Genomic DNA, 22546 nt, shown 5'->3' on the forward strand with positions numbered 1-22546 from the left:
GTGTAGAAATATTTTAACTTATGTGCATATATATACCTTATTCAAGATATTTTTCATTATTCTATTAATCATTTGTCATAACTATGGTATGCTAAAATAAAAAAACAACACATGAAAGAAAAATATAATGGCTGATTTAGCAAAAAGAGGTAGTCCCAAGTATACTGATATAGAAGGGTTTAAACCTTATGAACTAACTCATTGTATTGTATATGAAATGGCTAGTCGAAACAAAAAAGTTCTAGACATACTTGAAAAATTAAGTTATATTGAAGAATTTAAGAAAACTAAACCATATTCAAATTTAGCTTATACTTTTGTGCTAGTTACAGATGAAGAAGAAAAGAAATTTTTAGCAATGAGTAAGTACAGTCTATCAGAACTACGACATGAACTTGAAGAAACGATAGATTGGGATATCATCTGTAAAAATTTGATAAAGACTTCTGAAAGCAAAGGGGATAATACAGATGGTGACAATGGTATAGACTTTATCTATAAAGAAAAAGGTTATTGTCAGGATGTTTCCGAGGATAAAAGAAAATTAGTCGCAGGATATCTGGAAATAGCTATAGCTGAGCTTGAAGATGATTTAGTTAACAATTATTTTATTTATCCAGAAGGGTATGTTTCCAACTTTCAAGGTGCAGATGAAGATTATATCCATGAAGTTGAAACTAGAGAATTAACAGATATTGGAACAACATTTGATAATGAAGTAAACAAAAGTGTTCATAAAGGATTTTATGTACTTCAGGAAATGCACAAGCACAATAAAACATATGCTATCAATCATATACTCCCAAACTTTAAGAGAAAAATTCATAATTCAAATCAAGTTGCTACTTTTTTGAACTTTTCACTTCCTCTAAATGAAATTCTTGAGTATATTTCACATATTAAAAATACTTTAAATGACCAAGGCAACATAGATGAAAGAATCATTAAGTCCCCTGCAGAGTTACTCGGAGAAAAATTAGATAAAGCTGATGATATTAATAACATGTGCTCAGAGAATAGAAATAGTAACTTAAAATGTTTTGAAGGCAGAAAAGGCTTAACAAAAACAGAAAAATTTGCAGACATGTTTTTTATCTATGACATGATAAAGGCTGGAAAAATTAAGTCAGAAATATTGATTGCTTTAGATAAATACCATGATAAAGATAACATAAAGACAAAATCTTTTCATGGGGATACATATGATAAATATCTCCTAATTGCAAAGGACTATATAAATAATGAACGATATAAAGAACTTATTACTGGAGTAAAAAAATCTGAAAATATTTAACTTTAATTTTTTGTAGTGCTATAAATCGCAATAGAGACAGTTGATATTAGAATTGGCGTATCTTTTTGTAGGTTACCAATAAGATGATTTTAAATAATGGTTACCAATAGGTTACCAATCAGTATTATTCAGAAAACTTAGAGTAGTATTTTAAAGGCTATATTTAGGGGTTTGATGAGGTTCTTCAGTGGTGGACGAGGAGAGGTTCGAACTCTCGGTACAGTTACCCGTACGCATCCTTAGCAGGGATGTGGTTTCAGCCGCTCACCCACTCGTCCATTTGAAGACCGTGATTATAATCATATATTTATAACAATTAGCTTAATTATATAATTTTAAGCTTACATGTAGAAATCTTTTTATGCAAAGAGTGTATAATTTCAGTATTGTTTACATGAGGAGTAAATATCAAAATACTTATATTTGTATTCTTATTTTCCATAATTAATGCTTCAGACTATCCTAACTTTACAATTCAAGAGTTGCATAGTATAGAAAAAAAATCAGGAACTGTTGCTAAAAACAGAATTATTGACTATGAACAAAGTATTGCACTCTTCAAAAAATATCCAAAATCTAAACAATTAATACAAGTAAATTTTTATTTAAATAAACTTTTACCACAATATGACGCTATAACTCAACAACAAGAAGATTACTGGTCAACTCCAAAAGAATTTTTAATTACTGGCTATGGAGATTGTGAAGATTATGTGATAATCAAATACTTTACACTGTTAAAATTAGGATTTAAAAAAGAAAAATTATTTCTCACTACTGTACGTGAAAAGTACTATGGAGGCTACCATATGGTTCTTAGTTATTTTAAAGATAAGAACAAGCCACCACTTATTTTAGATAATCTAAGTTTTAAAGTTTTAGATCTAAAAAAAAGAGTCGATTTAGAAGCAGATATTTTTATAAATTCTAATGGTGTCTATAAGATAAGTAAAGAGTATAAACTCACAAAAATTGATAATAAATTTAAACAATATGAAGATCTAGAAAAAAGAATAATAAAAGAAAACTAATCTTGTAATTTTATGGAACTATAGTTGCATATGATTGGTCAACAAATGGAGGCTTGATGAATATTAAAATTTTACAATCATTTTTTTTTACATGTACTATTGCTTATGCATCAAACTATCCTAATTTTACAAAGTATGAACTAAATAATATAAAAAATCATGCAGGGCAAGTTGCTAAAAACAGAGCACTTGATTATACTGCGACTATTGAGTCATTGAAAAAACTGCCAATTCAAAAACAGTTGGATAGAGTCAATTTTTACTTAAACCAGTTACCTACAAAAGCTGACATAATAAATCATAACAAAAGTGACTATTGGGAAACTCCTAAAGAGTTTTTAACATGTGGTTATGGTGATTGTGAGGACTACGCAATTATAAAGTACTTTACACTTTTAAAACTTGGCTTTTCTAAAGATAAACTTTTTATAACTACTGCTTACGAGAAATACACTGGGCAGTATCATATGGTTCTTAGTTATTTTGAATCAAACAATAAATCGCCATTGATTCTTGACAATCTTAGTTTTAAAATTTTAGATTTAAACACTAGAGTAGATCTAAAAGCAAATATATTTATAAATTCAACAGGAACTTATAAAATAAATAAAAATAACAATTTAATAAAATTGGATAAAGAACATCCAAAATTTAAAGAACTAATGCAAAGAGTAAAAAGAAATGGTTAAAGCTTTTCTAAAATCTTCTCAACTACTGTTGCAGGATTTTGGGCTCTGTAAATAGGTCTACCAACCACTATAAAATCTACATGTGCATTTTGTGCAAACTCAACATCTGCAACTCTTTTCTGGTCACCTGCATCTTCACCAAAAGGTCTAATACCAGGAGTTAAAGTCATGAAATTTTTACTAGTGATATTTTTAATTGACTCACTCTCATAAGCTGAACACACTACTCCATCTAGACCGCTATCAAAAGCATCTTTTGCAAATTGGTCAGCTTTACTAGCAATACCTTTTTCATAAACTTCACCAAACTCTTCTTCAGTAAATGAAGTAAGTGCTGTAACTGCTAAAACTATAGGTCTAGTGTCATATTTTTTAAGTCTATCCATCACGTTAGACATAGCTCTTTTGCCAGCACTTGCATGAATATTAAACATATCAACACCAAGCCCCATAATAGACTCTGCAGCATCAGCCATAGTGTTTGGAATATCATAAAGTTTCAAGTCTAAAAATATTTTAAAATCAGGGTTTATTTTTTTGATAGCAAGCAAAAAATCTTCACCATCGCGAATATATGTACGAAGTCCAACTTTTAGCCAAACATCATAATCTTTTATTTTGTGGATTAAATCTAAATTTTCTTGTTTTGTGGGTAAGTCGAGGGCAACACATAATTCCATAATAACTCTTTATAGTTTGATTATGAAATTATATCATTTTTACATGTAGGTTGTTCCCTACATGTAACTAAAAAATATCTATTTATTTACCATAGTTGATATTGTTTCAACTATGCTTGGATCTTCAAGTGTTGAAATATCTTGAGTAATCTCTTCGCCTTTAGCAATCGTACGAAGAATTCTTCTCATGATTTTACCTGAACGAGTTTTAGGTAATCCTGGAGCAAAAACCATATCATCACAAAGAGCAATATTACCAATCTCTTTTTTAATGATGTTATTGATTGCTTTTACTTCTTCAACTTCATCAGCTACACCATCATCAGACTTTAGTACGATATATGCAAAGATTCCTTCACCTTTTAATGGATGTGGTTTTCCTACAACTGCAACTTCTGCTACATTTGGATGTTTTTTGATAGCAGCTTCAACTTCAGCCGTTCCCATTCTATGTCCAGAAACATTTATAACATCATCAGTACGGCCAGTAATAGTAATGTAGCCATCTTCATCATAACGTGCACCGTCACCAGTAAAGTAAACTGCTTTACCATCTTTTTGAACATCACCAAAGTATGATTTTACATATCTTTCTGGATCTCCCCAAACACCACGGATTTGTGAAGGCCAAGGGCGAGTTATACACATGTAACCTGTTTCGCCTGGTTCAGTTATTTCACCAGTTGCCGGGTCTAAAATCTCAGCCATAATTCCTGGTAATGGCAGTGTTGCACAACCTGCTTTAATAGGAGTAGCACCTGGAAGTGGAGAAACTACATGTCCACCAGTTTCAGTTTGCCAATAAGTATCAACAATAGCACATTTACTTTGTCCAACATCTTCATAGTACCATTTCCATGCAGGAGGGTCAATTGGCTCACCAACTGTTCCAAGAACTTTTAAGCTTGATAAATCATACTTAGCTGGCTCATCTTCACCCATCTTATGAAGTACACGGATAGCTGTTGGAGCTGTATAAAATTGATTGATTCTATGCTCTTCAACCATTTTCCAAGGACGGCCTGCATCTGGAAATGTAATAACACCTTCAAACATTACAGTTGTAGCACCCATTGCAAGTGGTCCATATACTATATAAGTATGACCAGTAATCCAACCAACATCGGCAGTACACCAATAAGTGTCATTCTCTTTTACATCAAATACCCATTCCATAGTCATTTGAGCCCAAAGAATATACCCTGCACTGTTATGCTGAACACCCTTTGGTTTACCAGTTGAACCTGATGTGTAAAGTAAGAATAAAGGATCTTCTGCGTCCATAACCTCTGGCTCACACACACCTGATTTATCTTTTATAAGTTCATTATATGAATAATCTCTTCCAGCTACCCAAGTAACATCTTCGTTATTTCTCTCTACAACTAAAACTTTTTTAACTGGTGAGTTTTCATCGATAGCAGCATCAACAACTGGCTTTAACATGTAAGGTTTAGTTTTTCTATATGCTCCATCAGCAGTAATTACTACTTTTGCCTCAGCATCTTCAATTCTGTCTTTAAGTGCCTCAGAAGAGAATCCACCAAAAACAATAGAGTGAATTGCACCGATTCTTGCACATGCTAACATAGCATAAGCAGCTTCTGGAATCATCGGCATATAGATTACAACTCTATCACCCTTTTTTACGCCAAAATCATTTTTAAGCAGGTTTGCAAACCTATTTACATTGTAATATAACTCAAGGTAAGTTATGATTTGCTTATCACCTCTGTCGCCTTCAAATATTATAGCCGCTTTATTTTTGCGAGAATCTAAGTGACGGTCAATACATTGAGAAGACACATTTAGTTTTCCACCATCAAACCACTTTACAAATGGAGCATTACTCTCATCCAAAACATTTGTAAATGGTTCAATCCAATCAAGTTTTTCTTTAGCGTATGAACCCCAAAATCCTTCATAATCTTCTTTTGCAAAATCTTGCAAATCTTGATACTCACACATGTTTTTTATTCTAGCATTTTTGCTAAACTCTTTATTTGGCTTAAAAATTTGTTTTTCTGACATCAATCTTTTCCTTTGTTAATTTTAAATAAATCATTGCAGTCATAATGGCGTCATTTACTGCATTATGCGCACCCATGTTCGGTAATGAACAATCTTTTAGAATTGTATCAAACCTTAAATCAATATTTCCTTGAGGTATTAAAGCAATTTTTTGCTCAAAATATATCTCAGAAACTTCAATCATCTTATTTGGTAATGTTATTCCAAAGATTGGCTTTACATACTTATTAATCATACTCACATCAAACTCTAAATAGTATCCTATAAGAGGTCGTGAGCCTATAAACTCTAAAAAATCCCTAACTGCATCTTTACTATTTTTAGCATTTTCTAAATCACATGGTCTGATACCATGAATTTCAATACTTTTAGAACTAATAGCTTTAGAATTCTTTACATACACTTCAAATGTTTCTGACGTCAGTATTTTATTATCTTTTATCTTAACTGCACCTATAGACAAGATTTCGTCTACTTTTGGGTTAAGCCCTGTTGTCTCTGTGTCAAAGACAACATACTCACCACTCTCGTCTTCATCAAAAAGATATGAAAAGCTATCATCCTTTAATTTTGCTCGGTTTCGCTTTCTCTTGTAGTTATTAAACAGAGAATATAACATCATCCGACCATGTTTAGATGAAAATGAAAGCTCATAAATTTTTTGAACTTATTTATAACTTTAAAACTATCTTTGAGTAAATCCATCTGAATTTTTTGCAGATTCTTAGGATTTATATAGTTGCTCTCTTCTAAGTCTTTTGCTTCTAGCATCGCTTTTAAACGAATAGATGATAATGTATCAAAACTCTCCATCAACTCTGTTGCAAAATTTTTATCAATAATACTTTTATTGTTTAACTCCTTTATTCTCATAATGGTACTAGTTTCATGTATCTCATATTGAAGAGCCAATGTTCTTATACCGTGAACCAGTGCAAATATACCACCTTTTTTTAAGTCAAGTTTATTGTTATGACTCTTTTCTAACACGAAACTTGAAAAGAGAGATAAAGGTGTTTCAAAGCTCAAAACAGCTTTTGCCAGATGTGCCAAAACATCATCACGAGAGTGAAAACTATGATGAAGGTAATTTGTAAGTTCATCAAGTAAGTCATTATTTCCAGCAACACACTTAGCATCTAAAAATATGCTCAATTGTTGCAAAGTTTCCTCACTTAAACTAGTAACCCATAAATCTATAAGAGACTTGTAACCACTAACATTTCTTCTCCAAAATTCATTGCTAACCATTACATTACCTAAACATATTGGAAAACCAAGCTCAAGAAGGCTATGGTTCAACTTTATCATTGGCTCTCGAAAAAGTTCTACATCAACGCCATCTTTTATAATAAGCGCATTATCTTGGTCTGTTTTGACGCTCTGCTCTTCCCTTCCCTCTGAACCCATAACTATTAGAGCACATTTATCATGAAGAGTTTTATCCACACACATGTCAAAAACTTTTTTATATATCTTAATATTTAGTGTTGATACAAGTTTAGTGATGTAGCGTACTTTTACACCTTGAGAATGTAAAACAATTAAAAGATTTTTTAAATCATTTTGAATATTTTTTAGGTCATCTACACTTTGTGCTTTATCTATTTGAACAGCAACTAAATGAGAGTGGTTAGCAAAATAACTCAATAAATCAAGCTGTTCCAAAACACCTTTTATCTTTCCATCTTCCATAACAACTATTCTTTTTATCTCATTGTGTGTTATTAATAAAAGGGCATTAAATAAAAAGTCATTTATATCTATACTAATAACCTTGTTTGAAGCTATTTTACCTATTGGCTGACTAACATCAATGCCGCCAAGTATGACTTTGTCTCTAATATCTGTGTCTGTAGCAACATAATAAAAAGAACTATCTTCGACTATAACAACACTTGTTTTTAGCTCTTTCATTTTAAATACTGAATCATATATAGTTGCATTTTTATCTACAATACAAGCTGTATGTAAAAACATATCTGATACTTTTGAGATCAAGAATGGTGTTAAATCACTCTGTGCATCATAATCTTTTAAGTGTTGATGACGAGTCACAAAGTTTTGTAAAAAGTAGCCTTGAACTTTTTTATTTTGCATTAAATCAATAAAGTCTTCTTTTTTTATCTCATAACAAACCAAATCTTCATCTACTATAAACTTACCTTCACATTTATCATATATTAGGGCATCAGCATCAAAACTATCACCGGCACTGTATACGTTATGAAGTTCATCATCTATAAATTCAGCGACTGAACCTTTAATGATTATATAAAATGCAATTGATGGGAGATTTTTTGAGATTAGAAGTGTGTCTTTAGGGTAATATGCTATGTCAATCTTTTTCATAAGATTGTCTAAAGTAGTAGAGCTTAACAATTCAAATGGGTGAATAGACTCAATAAGTTTTCTCTGGTCTAAGATACTCAAATACTCTCCTAATTTTCTACATGTAGATATATCTACATGTAGAGCTATTATTACTAGTGATCACTAGCGCCTTCGGCACCAATACCAGTTTGACTTCTAATATATTGAGCTTCAAAAGCTTCTCTTTCTTTCTCTGCGTCATGTGAGCTATCTGTAATCGAGAAGAACCAGATACCAATAAATGCTGCAGTTACAGAGAACAATGCTGGGTATTTATAAGGGAAAATTGCTTCAGCATTTCCTAAAATTTGTACCCATACAATTGGACCTAATATAACTAACATTACTGCTGTTGCAAGACCAATAGATCCACCAATTACAGCACCACGTGTAGTTAATTTTTTCCAATACATAGAAAGGAATAAAATTGGGAAGTTAGCAGATGCAGCTATAGCAAAAGCAAGACCAACAACGAATGCGATATTTTGTTTTTCGAACATAATACCCATAATGATAGCAACAATTCCGAGAATAATAGTAGCTATTTTAGATACTTTCATCTCTTTAATACCATCAACTTTACCCTTCATGATAACAGATGCGTATAAGTCATGACTTATTGCAGATGCACCAGCAAGTGTAAGACCAGATACAACAGCTAAAATAGTTGCAAATGCAACAGCTGAAATAAAGCCTAGGAAGAAATCACCACCAACAGCATGTGATAAGTGAATCGCAGCCATATTATTTCCACCAAGAATTGGAGAACCACCGCTAATCGCTTGTTTTGCTAAATCTAAATATTGTGGGTTTTTGAATACCATAACAATTGCACCAAAACCGATGATGAAAGTTAAAATATAGAAATAACCAATAAAACCTGTTGCATAGAAAACTGATTTACGAGCTTCTTTAGCATCACTTACTGTAAAAAATCTCATAAGGATATGAGGTAAACCTGCAGTACCAAACATTAGTGCAACTGCTAGTGATATTGCCGATATTGGATCACTTACAAGACCACCTGGACTCATAACATCAATACCTTTCATCTCAACTGCTTCAGCGAAAAGCGAACCAAAACTAAAGTCATAATGTGCCATAACAGCGATTGCCATAAATGTTGCACCTGAAAGTAATAAGAATGCTTTTACAATTTGTACCCAAGTAGTTGCAAGCATACCACCAAAAGTTACATATAAAACCATCAATACACCAACTAAGATAACTGCAACTTCATACTGAAGACCAAAAAGAAGCTGGATAAGTTTACCAGAACCAACCATTTGAGCTATAAGATAAAGAATAACAGTTGCAATAGAACCAGATGCCGCAAGAGTACGGATTGGACCTTGACGAAGTCTATAAGAAGCAACATCAGCAAAAGTATATTTACCTAAGTTTCTTAAAGGCTCTGCAATCATGAAAAGAATAATTGGCCAACCAACTAAAAAACCGATTGAGTAGATAAGACCATCGTAACCTTTAAGGTAAACAAGACCAGAAATTCCTAAGAATGACGCAGCTGACATGTAGTCACCAGCGATAGCCATACCATTTTGAAAACCTGTTATTCCACCACCAGCAGTATAAAAATCTTTTGCAGATTTTGTACGTTTAGCTGCCCAGTAAGTGATACCTAAAGTACCGCCGACAAATAGTAAGAACATTACAATTGCAGACATATTAAGTGCCTGTTTTTGTATCTCACCCTCTATAGCACCAGATGCAAAAACTGCAATAGTACCTAGTATTAAAAATAAAAAAATTCTACTCATTTAGTTTTCCTTTATAGAATTTTTGATTTTATTATTTAAATCATCAAATTCGCTATTTGCACGTTTAGTATAAATACCTGTTAGAATAAAAGCAAAAACAATAATAGCCATACCTATTGGAATACCTATAGTTGTTACAGAGTCAGCTGACATAGGAGCTCCAAGAGCAGCTGGGTTAAATGCGATTGTTAATATAAATGTAAAATATACAACCAACATTGCAATTGAAAGTTTAATAGCAAAACCAGATCTAGCTTTCACTAGAGTTTGATAATCTGGATTTGCCTTGATTTGTTCAACAAGTTCTTTTTTCATTTTTTTTCCTTTTAGAAGTTATAGTTAGCTATAAGTCTGTATTCACTCCAACCTGTAGAACCTGAACCACTCTCATGAAAATCTCTCGGGAAATTTCCTCGAAAACGAAGCTGAAGGTTTTTTACTGTTTGAGGATAATACTGTAAGTCAAAACCAGGTTCCGTAGCTGTTCTTGAAATTCCGTAACCACTGTTTGCATCCATATCAAAAGATGTGTAATAAGCAGAGAAAGATCCTTTTACACCCAAGTCTTTAAAGTTATAAGTTGCAGCAACTTTAGTAGCTTCAGTACCTGCTAAAAATTGATGTCTTGTTACCATACCTTGAGTAAATGCTGGCATTCCGCCCCATGGCGTTATAATTGCATTTTTATAACTAGAATCACCTGTATCATTTTCAGTTGTTTTAGAATATGCTACATATGCAGTGAAAGCTCCAGCTTTTGCACCAACTTTTGCAGCCCAGAAAAGAGAGTCTATCTCACCGTTTCCGCCAAGAAGAGAATTATCACTTAAAACCTCATCACCTACACTGTTCTCTTTAATAACCTGAACAGAAGCAAACGGTTTTACATTTTCATTTAATGCACAGTTCCATTTAAAGTCAACTTGCCCGTAAACTGCATTTAAGATGTCATGTGCGTAATAGTCCCAAAGTTGTACTTTTAGGTTTTCAATACCTTTATATGTTACACCAACTAAAGATACACCATCAGTTGATTTACCTGTTGCGTATTCTCCCATATTAACAAATCTTCCAACTTGTTCATCCGGATCAACTACAGAGTAACCAGATGTTACAGAAAGAATTTGATTGGCTGCATTTGCACTTGTGTAAACATTACCAAAAGTACCCTGAGCAAACTTTGTCAAGTGTCCTGCCACTATAGTAGTGTCTTTAATATCACTGTTTGTTAAAACATAAGCTTCAACTAGGTTAGGAAGCATTCTGGCATCATCAGTTCCTATTAGTGGAGAATTGAACTTTTGGCGACCACCTTTAAAAGTTGTATTTCCGCGCTTATACTGAACATAAGCCTCACCTAGTATATTGTAACCTTCATCGTTTGGTCCAAACAAAGTTGAATCAGTTTCTGTCGGCTCAGCGCCATCATTATAATCCAACCACTTAAGTCTGTTGGTTGTGTACAAAGCCGTACCTAAACTCAAACCACTAAGTTCAGCTGTCTCAAACTTTAAATTACCACCCACTGCATGTGCATTTCTATGAGTGTCATTACCAGCTGTCCCTTGATATTCTCTATCAATATAGAACATTCTTACTTGACCGCTTGTCTTACCTTCACTAAACATAGTACTTAAGTCTTCAGCTGCTTGCACGTTAACTGAACAAATAAGTCCTGCTGTAATAGCACTAAAAAGTAACTGTTTTTTCATATATTTTCCTTCTCTGCATTTTTAAACATTACAATCTTAAGATAAGAGAATAGCATGAGTGTAGCAATACTAAAGAATTATGATTAAAGTTTAATATTTGTAAATAGTGTGTAGATTTGTAGCATATAAAGGTCTATATTTAATAAACCTTATATAAGATATTTTTATTTATGTTTTAAATAGTTCTAGCTTACCACTAAGCTCCTCAGTCATACTGTATAAATGTTCAGCTGCACTAGCAATTTCTTCTACACTTCTTGCATTTACGGTTGATAATGAGTTTATTTCATTAATACTGTTTTCAATATTTTTAATTTTTTCGCCTGTACGCTCAAAGTCTTTAACGGTCTTATCACTTGCACTTGTTGCATTATTAACAATAGTTGCGGTTTCATTTATTTTTTTCTCTACTTCTATTGATGTACATGCCAATGCATCCATATCTTTTGAATTACTGCCCATTTGATCACTTGCAGATGCAGTAGATTGAACTATTACATTTATTGTTGCATTTATTTCCAAGAGACTCTTTTGTGTTCTCTCTGCTAGTTTTCTAACCTCATCAGCAACAACAGCAAACCCTCTTCCATGTTCTCCTGCGCGAGCTGCTTCTATCGCTGCATTTAGTGCTAGTAAGTTTGTTTGGTCTGCAATATCGGCAATTACTGTTAAGATACCTTTTACTTGTTCAGTGTCTTTTGACAATGCTTCTATGCTAGAGGCAAGTTCTGTTTCGTTTTGTGCACTTGATTGTACTTTTTTCGTAAGTTCCACAATTTCATCTCTAACACTGTTTAGTATATTATTAGCTTCTATTATTTCATCTTTACTTGCTCGTGCATCTTTTATTGAGTCCATTATCTCTTGCATTATTAAATGAGTTTTTTCTGTAGTTTCATTAACTATCAATACAGATTTCTCAACATTTTTCCCAACGTCCAAAGAGGTAACAGAAAGTTCGTGAGAAATAGAAGAGTTATCAATACTAGTGACTTTAGCTCCATCGATACTAGCATGTACTTTTTCTATAAACCTGTTCATCGAGTGTGCAATATCCTGAATTTCATCATTACTATTTACAACTGCTTTTTTTGTAAGGTCGCACTCTTCAAGTTTTACTAAAATTTTTAAAATATCTTTTATTGGCAATATAATAATTTTATTTGCCACCAAAACAACCATAAGTCCAACTAAAAATGCCAATATAATTGTAGTGACGATTATGTCAGTAACAGAGGAAGCTATTTCACTATCTGCGTCTTTGCGCATTTGTAAGATTTTATCTTCAATGTTATCTACATATTCTCCTGTTCCGATTATCCATCCCCATGGCTTAAACATTTCAATATATGATATCTTGGGTTGCGGTTTATCATACCCCGGTTTTTCCCAGTGGTATTTAACAATTCCAGAACCTTTATCTTTTGCGATTTTAGCCATCTCATTAAAAAGATAAACCCCTTTTGGATCCTTAACTGCTGACAACTCTTTTCCATTGAGAGAAGGTTTTATAGGATGCATAATCATTTTTGGATCTGCATTATTTATCCAAAAATATCCACTCTCTCCAAATCTTATTTCAGATACTGTTTTTAGTGCTTCTTCTTGCATCTTTGTGGTAACATCAGAAACATATGCACCTGTTCCTATTACCCAGTTAAATGGCTTAAATAGTTTCACATAAGAGATTTTTGGCTGTGGTGTGTCAAAGCCCGGTTTAGCCCAGCTGTATTCAACAACGCCTGCACCTTTTGATTGTGCTATTTTTGTCATTTCGCTAAATATGTGAACACCATTTGGATCTTTAAAGTTAGAGAGGTCCTGACCATCTAAGCTTGGCTTTATTGGATGCATAACCATATTTTGATTTGTATCGTTAATCCAGAAATAGCCATCTTTACCATAAGTAGCACAAGATAAAAGATTTTTTATGTGATTTTGAAGCTGAAGTTTAGACAATCTATTGTTGTTACTTTCATACTCATTTTTTATAATTTTAAATATAAAATCAGTTTGTATCTCCAAATCATTAATAAGCTCTTTTTTTACTTTTTCGCTAGATGTTCTTTTATAAAAAGACTCTACTGATTTTATAGCTACTGAGACATAGTTTTTAAGCTCTATCTCTTTGTTTGTATACGCTTCTTGTGTATACTTTTTTATATTTTCTTCAGTCAATGCATTTATACTATAAATTGACTGCAACACAATTGATGTTGAAACTATGAAGACAGTTGATATAATAATATACAACATTTTCGTTTTTATTGAAACCCTAACCATTAGTAAAACCTCTTTAATAACAAATATAAACAAAATTATACTTTGCTATAATAGCACGAAAGTAGCACTTAAGGTTAAATTGTAAAACTTATAAATATTATATTAAGGCTTCTCTATCATATACCCCATGCCGCGAACATTTAATATAACCTCTTCTTTTAAAAACTTCTTCAGCCTGTTTATTTCAGCTCTTATGGTAGCATTATCTACTATTTGCTCATCCCACACATATATCTGAAACTGTTCAAAATCAACTACCATCCCTCTGTTTCTTGATAAAAGATCAATTATTTGGGATTGCCTTTTACTTAAAGTTTGATACTCTCCATTAAAAAGAAGTGTGCTGTGCTCTTGGTCATAGCTATAATTTTTTGAGAGTCTTAGGTGAACTCTTGGAATATCATTGGAGAGCTTAACCCTGTCTACTCTTAATGACAACTCTTTTAAATGAAACGGCTTTTTCAAGTAATCATAACAACCCAAATCATAAGCGCGGGATATATCCTCAATATCCACCAAAGCACTAATGTATATTGTCTGTACATGTATTTTAAGCGCATGAATATTTTCTAAAAAACTAAGTCCATCCATTCCTGGAACATTGATATCTAAAATCAATAAATCATAAGAGTTCTTTTTTATGTTCTCATATGCTTCCAGCCCATCAAAATATGTCTCTACCAGGTGTCCCTGTGACTCTAGATACTCACATATAGATTCATTGAGCATCACCTCATCTTCTAGTAAAAGTATCTTCATTACGCACCCATCATTTTAAACTTATAGCTAAAGCTTGTAAAAGAGTCATCTGAGCTAACTTCAATCTCAACCCCCTCTTCATCACAAATAGTTCGGACCAATTGCAAGCCTAAACCAAAACCGTCTCTATTCTCCTCTTCTCTATAGTAAGCATCAAAAACTTTATTTGTATCTTTAATGGCTTTGGAATGACTTCCCATAGAGAACTCTACATGTGAACCATTTTTATTTAAGCTTACATGTACCTTTTTATTTGCAAGAGTATATTTGATTGCATTTGTTATTGTGTTGTCTATAATTCGTTGAAGTTTTGTTTCATTAAAATATATATGTAACTCATCAATAGGCGGATTATAATTAAAACTTATTCGCGATAGTTCCGCAACTTCTGTAAAAAAATCTATTCTGCCAGAGAGGTAATTTTTAATATTTATCACAACTTTTGGGTACTCGACTTGATCTTTTTTAACCAAATAGCTTAAATCATCATATATACTAAAAATATTTTTCACAGCTGCTTCTATTTTTGAGAGTTGTCTATCTTTTTTATTTTTCATGACATAAAGTTCAATACTTGTCAATATAACGCTTAAAGGAGTATTCGTCTCGTGAACTGCATATTTTAAAAACTCTTTTTGTGATTTTAATAACTCCTGCGAAAAGATTTTTTCTTTTTCGAGATTTTTATTTATTATTTGCAAATCTCTTGTTTTTCTCTTGACCCTCTCTTCTAAGTCAAGGTTCATATCCATAAGGGCATATTTTTGTTCACTGATTTTTTTCACCATATCATTAGCGTACCCTATCATCACCTTAAAATCTTTAAAAAATATCATTTTTGGGTTTATTACTTGGTCTCTTTGTGCTGCATTCTCAAAAAAATCTAAAAAAGTTTGAGTATCCCTTTGTAGAAGTCTATTAAATATATTATTTAGTCCCACAAATATAGCAAAGAGCATAAAAGAGAGAGTAACAATAACCAAAACAATTTTTATAAAAAATGATTTTAATAACTTTTGCTTTTGATTTAACAGCTCACTGTTATCGTAATCATTAGTTTTAACTAAAATATTTTGCTCATATATGCTCTCGTAATCCTCATACATCTCTTCTACAAGAAGTCCAACAAAGATCATGGTAAGAAAAAACAGAACTAAAATTGTAAATATATTGGCTTGTTTTATTGTTATATTTCTAAATAGTGCTTTAATTGTCATAACAAAATTATACACTGATTTTTTCACTCGGCAAATAAAAATAATATCATGACTAATTTATATATTGATAAACTTATACTATAATTTCAAAAATATTTCTAAAAAGGCAAAAAAATGTTTGGAAGAACAGAATTAAAAACATATGAGTTAAGTGCTGATGAGTTAAGCAAACTTCAATGGGCTAAAGTATCAACAAGTAAAGGTGACATCTGGATAAAACTATTCCCTGAAGAAGCACCAAACACTGTTGCAAATTTTGCACATTTAGCAAACACAGGTTTTTATAATGACCTTAATTTTCACCGTGTAATACCTGGTTTTATGGCTCAAGGTGGTTGTCCTACTGGAACTGGAACTGGCGGACCTGACTGGGCAATTCCATGTGAAACTGCACAAAACGTATCTATTCACACTAGAGGAACACTTTCAATGGCTCATGCAGGACCAAATACTGGTGGAAGTCAATTTTTCATCACTTTTGTTCCAACTCCTCACTTAGATGGTGTTCACACTGTTTTTGGAGCAATTGAAAAAGATGATGCTGATAGCTTTGCAGTTCTTGACAGTGTTGCTGGTCAAGATGCGATTAACTCAATTGAAGTTCTTGAAACTAGATAACTCAACAAAATCTCCTTGGTTTATCCTAGGAGAAACTAAAAAAATATAACACTTTTTAAAACCAATAATCCGCTCTACATGTAACAATTAATCTTTGTAATATCAGTGTAATCATAATTATATAAAATCTTAAACCTAAATAAACAAAGGATAATAGATGGCTTATTTTGATGATGTAAAAGTTAAAGATAGACTTTATGGTATTATTTTCGGTGCAGGAAAAGTGTCACAAGTATTTGAAAATAGTCATTACAAAATGATGGTAACTTTTAAAGATGGTTATGAGGTACCTTACACTGAAGATGGTATACCGGGTTGGGGTAAGTTTAAGGAACAAACTATTTATTATAAAAGTGATATTGACCTTACTGATATAGACTTTACACCTGTTACAAAAGTTTTGTCTCCTAAAAAAATAATCAAACTTAGAGAAAAGAAAAAACTTGAGATAAAACTTCCATCAGGCATTTGGATAAATTGTAAAAAATGTGTGAAAAATTATATGGAAGAGATGCTCGAAAAAGAAAACTATCACCTATTTAGAAAAACATTAAAATAATTTCCCTAAACAACAATACAAAAGCATATATTAAGAACCTACAAACTAAAATAGGCATATTCTAGTTTAAGGCTCACATAAGTGCTAATCTTCACTCCTATTACCAAAATTTCATTTAATATAATAAGCACAATAAATGAAGTTGCGAAAAATAGAAATATCAAACAAAGTGATGTAGATTTTGATTTACTTGGGATGCAGACGCTTATTCAATCTGGAGTACATAAAGACTGGACAATTATAGAAAAACCGCTTGAAAAAGTATTTGATGAAGATACACTAAGGTCTAATACACTCTTTGTAAAACAAGAGTATAAACTCAAGCTAAGACCTTACATGCAAAATAAATTTTTTGAAAATATAAAAATAGAAATAGCATTAAACAAAGCAAAAAGCAAAGTCGTAGCCACATTTAAAAAGGGGTCTGTTTTTCCTTGTGACAAGAATTTGGCAAAACTTCTAAAAAAAGAGATTAACCATAGAAAATTGCGTATAGGGCTGCTCATTGGACACTTTGAAGGTACTCTAAATTCTACATTGATTAAACTCTCAAAAGTAATAAAATGCAATACACCGCTTCAAAAAGATTTAAGAATTACAATAGCAAGTTCTCCTGGAGCTGTATTTTCTGTTGATGATTCAATTATTTTACATTATGAAAAAAATGAAAAGAAATTTATTGAAGGTGTTGATGTTAATGAACTTATTTTTGAGTATATAAAACCAAAAAAAGGTATACATGGCAGAAGCTGTAATGGTAATCAAATTACAGTAAGTGAGCCAAAGGTTGAATTTTCACAATATAAGCCAGATAAAGAAACTATTGAAACTAAAGAGGATGAAAATTCTGTCAAATATTACTCAAAAGTAAATGGATATGTAAAAAACGAATCTGGCTTTATATCAATATCTAAAGAGGTATCCATAAAATCTGCTTCTTTTCGTGGTACCGGCTCTATAAGTACAGGCGAAGATAGAGATATATCTATAAATATACACAATGAAAATAGTTCGGATGATGCTGTTGGAAGTGGAGTCAGTATAGATGTTAAAGAGCTTCATGTAGATGGCACAGTAGGCTCACATGCTAATGTAAAAGCAACTGATTTAAGTGTCGGTGAGCAGACACATAGAAATTCACAGCTAGAAGCTGTTGAAAATGCAAAAATTCATCTTCACCGTGGTAATCTCAAAGCAAAAACTGCACAAATTGAGATTTTAGAAAATGGAATAGTTGTGGCAGATGATGTACATGTAAAGAAAATGTTAGGTGGAGAAATAGTAGGAAAAAGAATTATTGTCGAGGAGCTTGCGTCAAATACAACAATTATAGCATCGGAATCGATTGAGATTTATACTATATCAGGTCAACACAATAAGCTAATAATAAACCCTGACAAGATAGAATCATATCATGAAAAAGCAGAAGCTCTTAAGGAAGAAATAAAAATAAAAAAAACTCTACTTGCAGAAACAAAGAAACAGCATGAAAAAGATTTATCTGAACATAACAAACAACTAGACAGAATAAAAGTATTTCAAAAAAGAGTTATAAACGCAATAAAAGCAGAAAAAGCACCAAACAGAACAGATGTTATAAGAGTGAAACAATATAAAAATGAAGCTGAAAAATTAAAAAACAAAGCTGCGCTTATCGCTGACGAAGAAAATGAAATAATCCAAACAAGCACTGAGCTTGAAAAGCTGTATGAAGCAGAACTTCATGCAAAAATAGTGAATAAAAGCAGATATGACGGGCATACTCAAGTTATATTTGTAGATGTTAAAACATCACAGGAGTACACCATGCTTCCTGAAGGAGTTTATAAAGAACTGTTTCTGAAAAAAGATGGTGACGACAAAAAAATAAGCTGGTAAGAAAAGCTTAAAGGAGAATATTATCTTAGTACACATTTGCTGCAGTGTTGACTCACACTTTTTTTTACAAAAACTACAACGTGATTATCCGGATGAGAAACTGACTGGATTTTTTTATGACCCAAATATTCATCCTTATTCAGAGTATCAGCTCCGTTTTTTAGATGTACAGCGTTCTTGCAAAATGCTTGGTATTGATTTACTTGAAGGTGAATATGATTTTGAAGCTTGGATGATAGCAGTTCGAGGCTTAGAAAATGAACCTGAAAAAGGTGCTAGATGTGAAGTCTGTTTTGATAAACGTTTTGATGTAAGTGCTAAAAAAGCCCTTGAACTTGGCGAAACAAAAGTAACCACAACCCTCCTTGTCAGCCCTTTAAAGTCTCAAGAACAACTTAAACGCAGTGGTGATATTTTTTACGAAAAATATGGAGTTGAATTTATCGCTGTAGACTACCGTGCTGGTGGTGGCACACAAGATCAAAGCCGTGTTACAAAAGAAGAACAGCTCTACCGCCAAGACTACTGTGGATGCGTCTTCGGACTAACTATGCAAAGAGACCAGCAAGAGCGCCTAATGGATGAAATGTTTTCTCCGATTTCAAATCAAACTCTCCCTGCTTCTATTGAAGAGAGACTTCAGATGTATAGATTTAGGATGGAGTTAGAAGATAAAAATACAGAGTATAAAATAATAAAAGAGAAATTTCTAAACTACCGCCAGTTCAGTTTTAAACTTATTTCCGGCAAGAGTGAAATTATTCCAGCATACGCCTTGACTTACTCAACTTTAACAAGGAAAAAAGCACAAGGTCGAGTAGAGTTTGAGTCTAAAAACATTCACTACTTTAATCGTGAAGAGATAAGATTTGTAACATTAGAATTTTTCAACTCTACATGTGGATTTGAGTACAAAACAATAAATGAATTGATATTTAATCAGCCAAATTTAAATGATGAACTTAAATTTAGAAATACACTCACATACACAAATTATGACTTAAGCCCTATTATTGTTGTTGATGATATTCCACAAACTAAATTAACTATTATACTTGATGCAAAAACTTACGAAGACGTCAGAGAAAAACTAATCATAATCTAATATTTTTTTAGATAAAATAGCCAAAATTATTATAAAGGCCTTTTCATATGACAATGGACGTTACTGAAATTCAGAAAATTATACCTCACCGTTACCCTTTTTTACTTTTAGATAGAGTTACTGATATTCAAGAAAAAGAGTCTCTTGTTGGGTTTAAAAACGTAACTATTGGCGATAATGTATTTCAAGGTCACTTTCCTGGTCACCCTATATACCCAGGAGTTATGATTTTAGAAGGCATGGCTCAAGCTGGTGGTATTCTTGCATTTAAGAGCATGGGAGATATGACTGAAGAAGAAGCTGCAAATAAAGTTGTATATTTTATGAGTATTGATAAAGCAAAGTTTCGTACTCCCGTTAAGCCAGGTGATAGACTAGAGTACCGTATAAATGTTATAAAAAATAAAGGTGCTATCTGGATGCTTGATGGTAAAGCTTATGTTGATGATGTTTTAGTTTCACAAGCTGAATTAAAAGCTATGATTGTAGATAAATAAAAGGCAAAAATTTGAGTAAAATTTCTCCTCATGCTATCATCGAAGATGGTGCAGTTATAGGTAAAGATGTTGAAATAGGGCCTTTTTGCTTTATTTCAGCACAAGCAACAATTGGTGATGGAACCAAAATAGAGCAAAGTACATCAATATGTGGAAAAACAACTATTGGTAAAAACAACCATATATTTTCAAATGCTGTAATTGGTTCAATTCCACAAGATTTGAAATTTGATGGTGAAGATGTTGAGCTAATTATCGGTGACAACAACAAAATCAGAGAATTCACACTTTTTAACCCTGGAACAAAAGGTGGAGGTGCTAAAACTATCATCGGCTCACATAATCTTTTTATGGGGTATGTTCATATTGGACATGATGTAATTATAGGGAACCACTGTATTTTAGCAAATGCTGCAACTCTAGCAGGCCATGTAGAAATGGGAGACTATACTGTAATTGGAGGGATGACTCCAGTTCATCAGTTCGTTCACATTGGGGACTATGCTATGATTGGTGGTGCTTCTGCGCTTGCTCAGGATATACCACCATTTTGTATGGCCGAAGGTAATCGTGCCAATTTAAGAGGACTTAATTTAACTGGCTTGAGACGCCATCTTAATCGTGAAGATATAAATGAACTAAAATCTGCATATAGAGAGTTGTTTGAGTCAGGAAGACCGCTAAAAGATGTAGCTAATGAATTACTTGAAAATACAAAAAACCATTATGTTAATGACTTGTGTGATTTTGTAATTAAAACAAAAAGAGGAATCCCATATGAAAGGAAAAACGTATGATTCATAGAGCCTGTAGTTTTTGTGATGCAAAAGAGAGTGAAGAGAACCCTCTAATAGCTGGAAATGGTGTGTACATATGTAGAAATTGTGTTGTTTCAGCATATAAAATTATGTTTGGAGATGATTTAGAATCTGCTTCTTCAAAAAATTCTGAGCTTGTTGATGCTGTTGTCAAACTTATGACTCCAAAAGAGCTAAATAACTTTTTAGGTGATTATGTTATTGGTCAAGAACGTGCAAGAAAACTTATTAGTGTTGCTGTCTATAACCATTATAAAAGAATTTTTAAAATAGACAAAACAAGTGATGATGATACAGAAATTGCAAAATCTAATGTACTTCTTATTGGACCAACAGGAAGTGGAAAAACTCTTATGGCTCAAACTATTGCCAGAGTTTTAAATGTTCCTATTGCCATAGCTGATGCGACTAGTCTTACAGAGGCTGGTTATGTTGGAGAAGATGTTGAAAATATTTTAACAAAACTTATCCAAGCAGCAGATGGTGACGTTGAAAAAGCACAACAGGGTATTGTATTTATTGATGAAGTAGATAAAATTTCTAGAATGAGTGAAAATCGTTCAATAACGAGGGATGTTTCCGGAGAAGGCGTTCAACAAGCACTTCTTAAAATCATAGAGGGTGCCGTTGTAAACATCCCGCCAAAAGGCGGGAGAAAGCATCCAAATCAAGATTTTATTGCTATTGACACAACAGGTATACTCTTTATATGTGGTGGAGCTTTCGATGGTCTTAGTGAAATCATAAAGAAAAAACAGGGTGAAAATGTTTTAGGTTTCAACCAAGAGAAAAAAACTAAAGATGAGAAAAAAATCACTTATGATATGGTTGAGCCTGATGATTTAGTAAACTATGGACTTATACCAGAGCTAGTTGGCCGTCTTCCAATTATTGCATCGCTTAATGAAATAACAGAAGAAGACATGGTTCGAATTTTAACTGAACCAAAAAATTCTCTAGTAAAACAATACAAAAAACTATTCTCTATTGATAATGTAGAGCTAAACTTTGAAGAAGATGCACTCAAAGCAATTGCCACAAAATCTATAAAAAGAAAAACGGGGGCTCGTGGTTTACGCGCAATTTTAGAGGAAAATATGATTGATATCATGTATGAACTTCCAGAATATAGTGGGTATGAAGTTTTAATAACAAAAGCTGTAATTGATGATGGTGAAACACCTATATATATCAAAAAACAGTCTAAACAAATAGCATAAGGTA

At 32.5% G+C, this 22546-nt stretch carries 20 protein-coding genes and 1 tRNA gene; 10 read left to right on the forward strand and 11 right to left on the reverse strand.

The genetic code is table 11. From position 1 onward, the window contains the following. The first annotated feature begins 127 nt into the window (after positions 1-127). Positions 128-1294 carry a hypothetical protein gene (locus HUE87_RS09045; protein WP_194365995.1) on the forward strand — a complete coding sequence of 389 codons (1167 nt, stop codon included), beginning with the start codon at positions 128-130 and terminating at the stop codon, positions 1292-1294. 188 nt (positions 1295-1482) lie between these two features. On the opposite strand, the gene HUE87_RS09050 is transcribed toward HUE87_RS09045, so the two are convergent. Next, positions 1483-1572, reverse strand: a tRNA-Ser gene (locus HUE87_RS09050). Between the two features lie 204 nt (positions 1573-1776). Here HUE87_RS09050 and HUE87_RS09055 point away from each other — a divergent pair. Beyond that, a complete protein-coding gene (locus HUE87_RS09055) occupies positions 1777-2325 on the forward strand; it encodes a transglutaminase-like cysteine peptidase (RefSeq protein WP_229855115.1) in 549 nt (182 codons plus the stop codon). 56 nt (positions 2326-2381) lie between these two features. Continuing rightward, positions 2382-3014 carry a transglutaminase-like cysteine peptidase gene (locus HUE87_RS09060; RefSeq protein WP_194365997.1) on the forward strand — a complete coding sequence of 211 codons (633 nt, stop codon included), beginning with the start codon at positions 2382-2384 and terminating at the stop codon, positions 3012-3014. Here the strand turns inward: HUE87_RS09060 and pyrF are convergent. From pyrF to HUE87_RS09110, 10 genes are all read right to left on the reverse strand, one after another. After that, positions 3011-3694: an orotidine-5'-phosphate decarboxylase gene (gene pyrF, locus HUE87_RS09065; RefSeq protein WP_194365999.1), complete on the reverse strand. Its 684-nt coding sequence runs from the start codon at positions 3692-3694 to the stop codon at positions 3011-3013. The genes HUE87_RS09060 and pyrF overlap by 4 nt on opposite strands. A gap of 78 nt (positions 3695-3772) precedes the next feature. Then, positions 3773-5725, reverse strand: coding sequence for an acetate--CoA ligase (acs, locus tag HUE87_RS09070; RefSeq protein WP_194366001.1), 1953 nt, complete (start codon positions 5723-5725; stop codon positions 3773-3775). After that, positions 5703-6347 carry a 3'-5' exonuclease gene (locus HUE87_RS09075; RefSeq protein WP_430732975.1) on the reverse strand — a complete coding sequence of 215 codons (645 nt, stop codon included), beginning with the start codon at positions 6345-6347 and terminating at the stop codon, positions 5703-5705. The genes acs and HUE87_RS09075 overlap by 23 nt, the downstream gene beginning before the upstream one ends. Next, positions 6344-8158 (reverse strand): putative nucleotidyltransferase substrate binding domain-containing protein, encoded by a 1815-nt coding sequence (locus HUE87_RS09080; protein WP_194366004.1) that lies wholly within the window; start codon positions 8156-8158, stop codon positions 6344-6346. The genes HUE87_RS09075 and HUE87_RS09080 overlap by 4 nt, the downstream gene beginning before the upstream one ends. A 53-nt stretch (positions 8159-8211) precedes the next feature. Then, positions 8212-9876, reverse strand: coding sequence for a cation acetate symporter (locus HUE87_RS09085; protein WP_194366006.1), 1665 nt, complete (start codon positions 9874-9876; stop codon positions 8212-8214). Continuing rightward, complete coding sequence (locus HUE87_RS09090; protein WP_194366008.1) at positions 9877-10191, reverse strand: DUF485 domain-containing protein; 315 nt, start codon at positions 10189-10191, stop codon at positions 9877-9879. It lies immediately after the preceding gene. Between the two features lie 11 nt (positions 10192-10202). After that, the gene (locus tag HUE87_RS09095) at positions 10203-11588 is read right to left on the reverse strand and encodes an OprD family outer membrane porin (RefSeq protein ID WP_194366009.1); all 1386 of its coding nucleotides are present in this window, start codon (positions 11586-11588) and stop codon (positions 10203-10205) included. Positions 11589-11756: 168 nt separating this feature from the next. Further along, the gene (locus HUE87_RS09100; RefSeq protein WP_229855116.1) at positions 11757-13844 is read right to left on the reverse strand and encodes a methyl-accepting chemotaxis protein; all 2088 of its coding nucleotides are present in this window, start codon (positions 13842-13844) and stop codon (positions 11757-11759) included. A gap of 129 nt (positions 13845-13973) precedes the next feature. Further along, the gene (locus HUE87_RS09105) at positions 13974-14630 is read right to left on the reverse strand and encodes a response regulator transcription factor (RefSeq protein WP_194366011.1); all 657 of its coding nucleotides are present in this window, start codon (positions 14628-14630) and stop codon (positions 13974-13976) included. Continuing rightward, on the reverse strand, positions 14630-15847 hold the full coding sequence (locus HUE87_RS09110; protein ID WP_194366012.1) for a sensor histidine kinase: 1218 nt from the start codon (positions 15845-15847) through the stop codon (positions 14630-14632). Before HUE87_RS09110 ends, HUE87_RS09105 begins: the two co-directional genes overlap by 1 nt. 114 nt (positions 15848-15961) lie before the next feature. On the opposite strand from HUE87_RS09110, the gene HUE87_RS09115 reads away from it, so the two are divergent. From HUE87_RS09115 to clpX, 7 genes are all read left to right on the forward strand, one after another. Beyond that, complete coding sequence (locus HUE87_RS09115) at positions 15962-16465, forward strand: peptidylprolyl isomerase (protein WP_194366014.1); 504 nt, start codon at positions 15962-15964, stop codon at positions 16463-16465. Positions 16466-16622: 157 nt separating this feature from the next. Continuing rightward, the gene (locus tag HUE87_RS09120; protein WP_194366016.1) at positions 16623-17024 is read left to right on the forward strand and encodes a hypothetical protein; all 402 of its coding nucleotides are present in this window, start codon (positions 16623-16625) and stop codon (positions 17022-17024) included. A gap of 81 nt (positions 17025-17105) precedes the next feature. Further along, positions 17106-18902, forward strand: a complete 1797-nt coding sequence (locus HUE87_RS09125) for a flagellar assembly protein A (protein ID WP_194366018.1) — start codon at positions 17106-17108, stop codon at positions 18900-18902. Between the two features lie 22 nt (positions 18903-18924). Then, entirely contained in the window at positions 18925-20007 is a 1083-nt protein-coding gene (locus tag HUE87_RS09130; protein ID WP_194367940.1) for an epoxyqueuosine reductase QueH, read from the forward strand. A gap of 47 nt (positions 20008-20054) precedes the next feature. Further along, positions 20055-20504 carry a 3-hydroxyacyl-ACP dehydratase FabZ gene (fabZ, locus tag HUE87_RS09135; protein WP_194366020.1) on the forward strand — a complete coding sequence of 150 codons (450 nt, stop codon included), beginning with the start codon at positions 20055-20057 and terminating at the stop codon, positions 20502-20504. A gap of 11 nt (positions 20505-20515) precedes the next feature. Further along, complete coding sequence (gene lpxA / locus HUE87_RS09140) at positions 20516-21301, forward strand: acyl-ACP--UDP-N-acetylglucosamine O-acyltransferase (protein ID WP_194366021.1); 786 nt, start codon at positions 20516-20518, stop codon at positions 21299-21301. Next, positions 21298-22542 carry an ATP-dependent Clp protease ATP-binding subunit ClpX gene (gene clpX, locus HUE87_RS09145; RefSeq protein ID WP_194366023.1) on the forward strand — a complete coding sequence of 415 codons (1245 nt, stop codon included), beginning with the start codon at positions 21298-21300 and terminating at the stop codon, positions 22540-22542. The genes lpxA and clpX overlap by 4 nt, the downstream gene beginning before the upstream one ends. The last annotated feature ends 4 nt before the right edge of the window (positions 22543-22546 follow it).

Origin of the sequence: Candidatus Sulfurimonas marisnigri, from assembly GCF_015265475.1 — a bacterium.
Taxonomy (GTDB): domain Bacteria; phylum Campylobacterota; class Campylobacteria; order Campylobacterales; family Sulfurimonadaceae; genus Sulfurimonas; species Sulfurimonas marisnigri.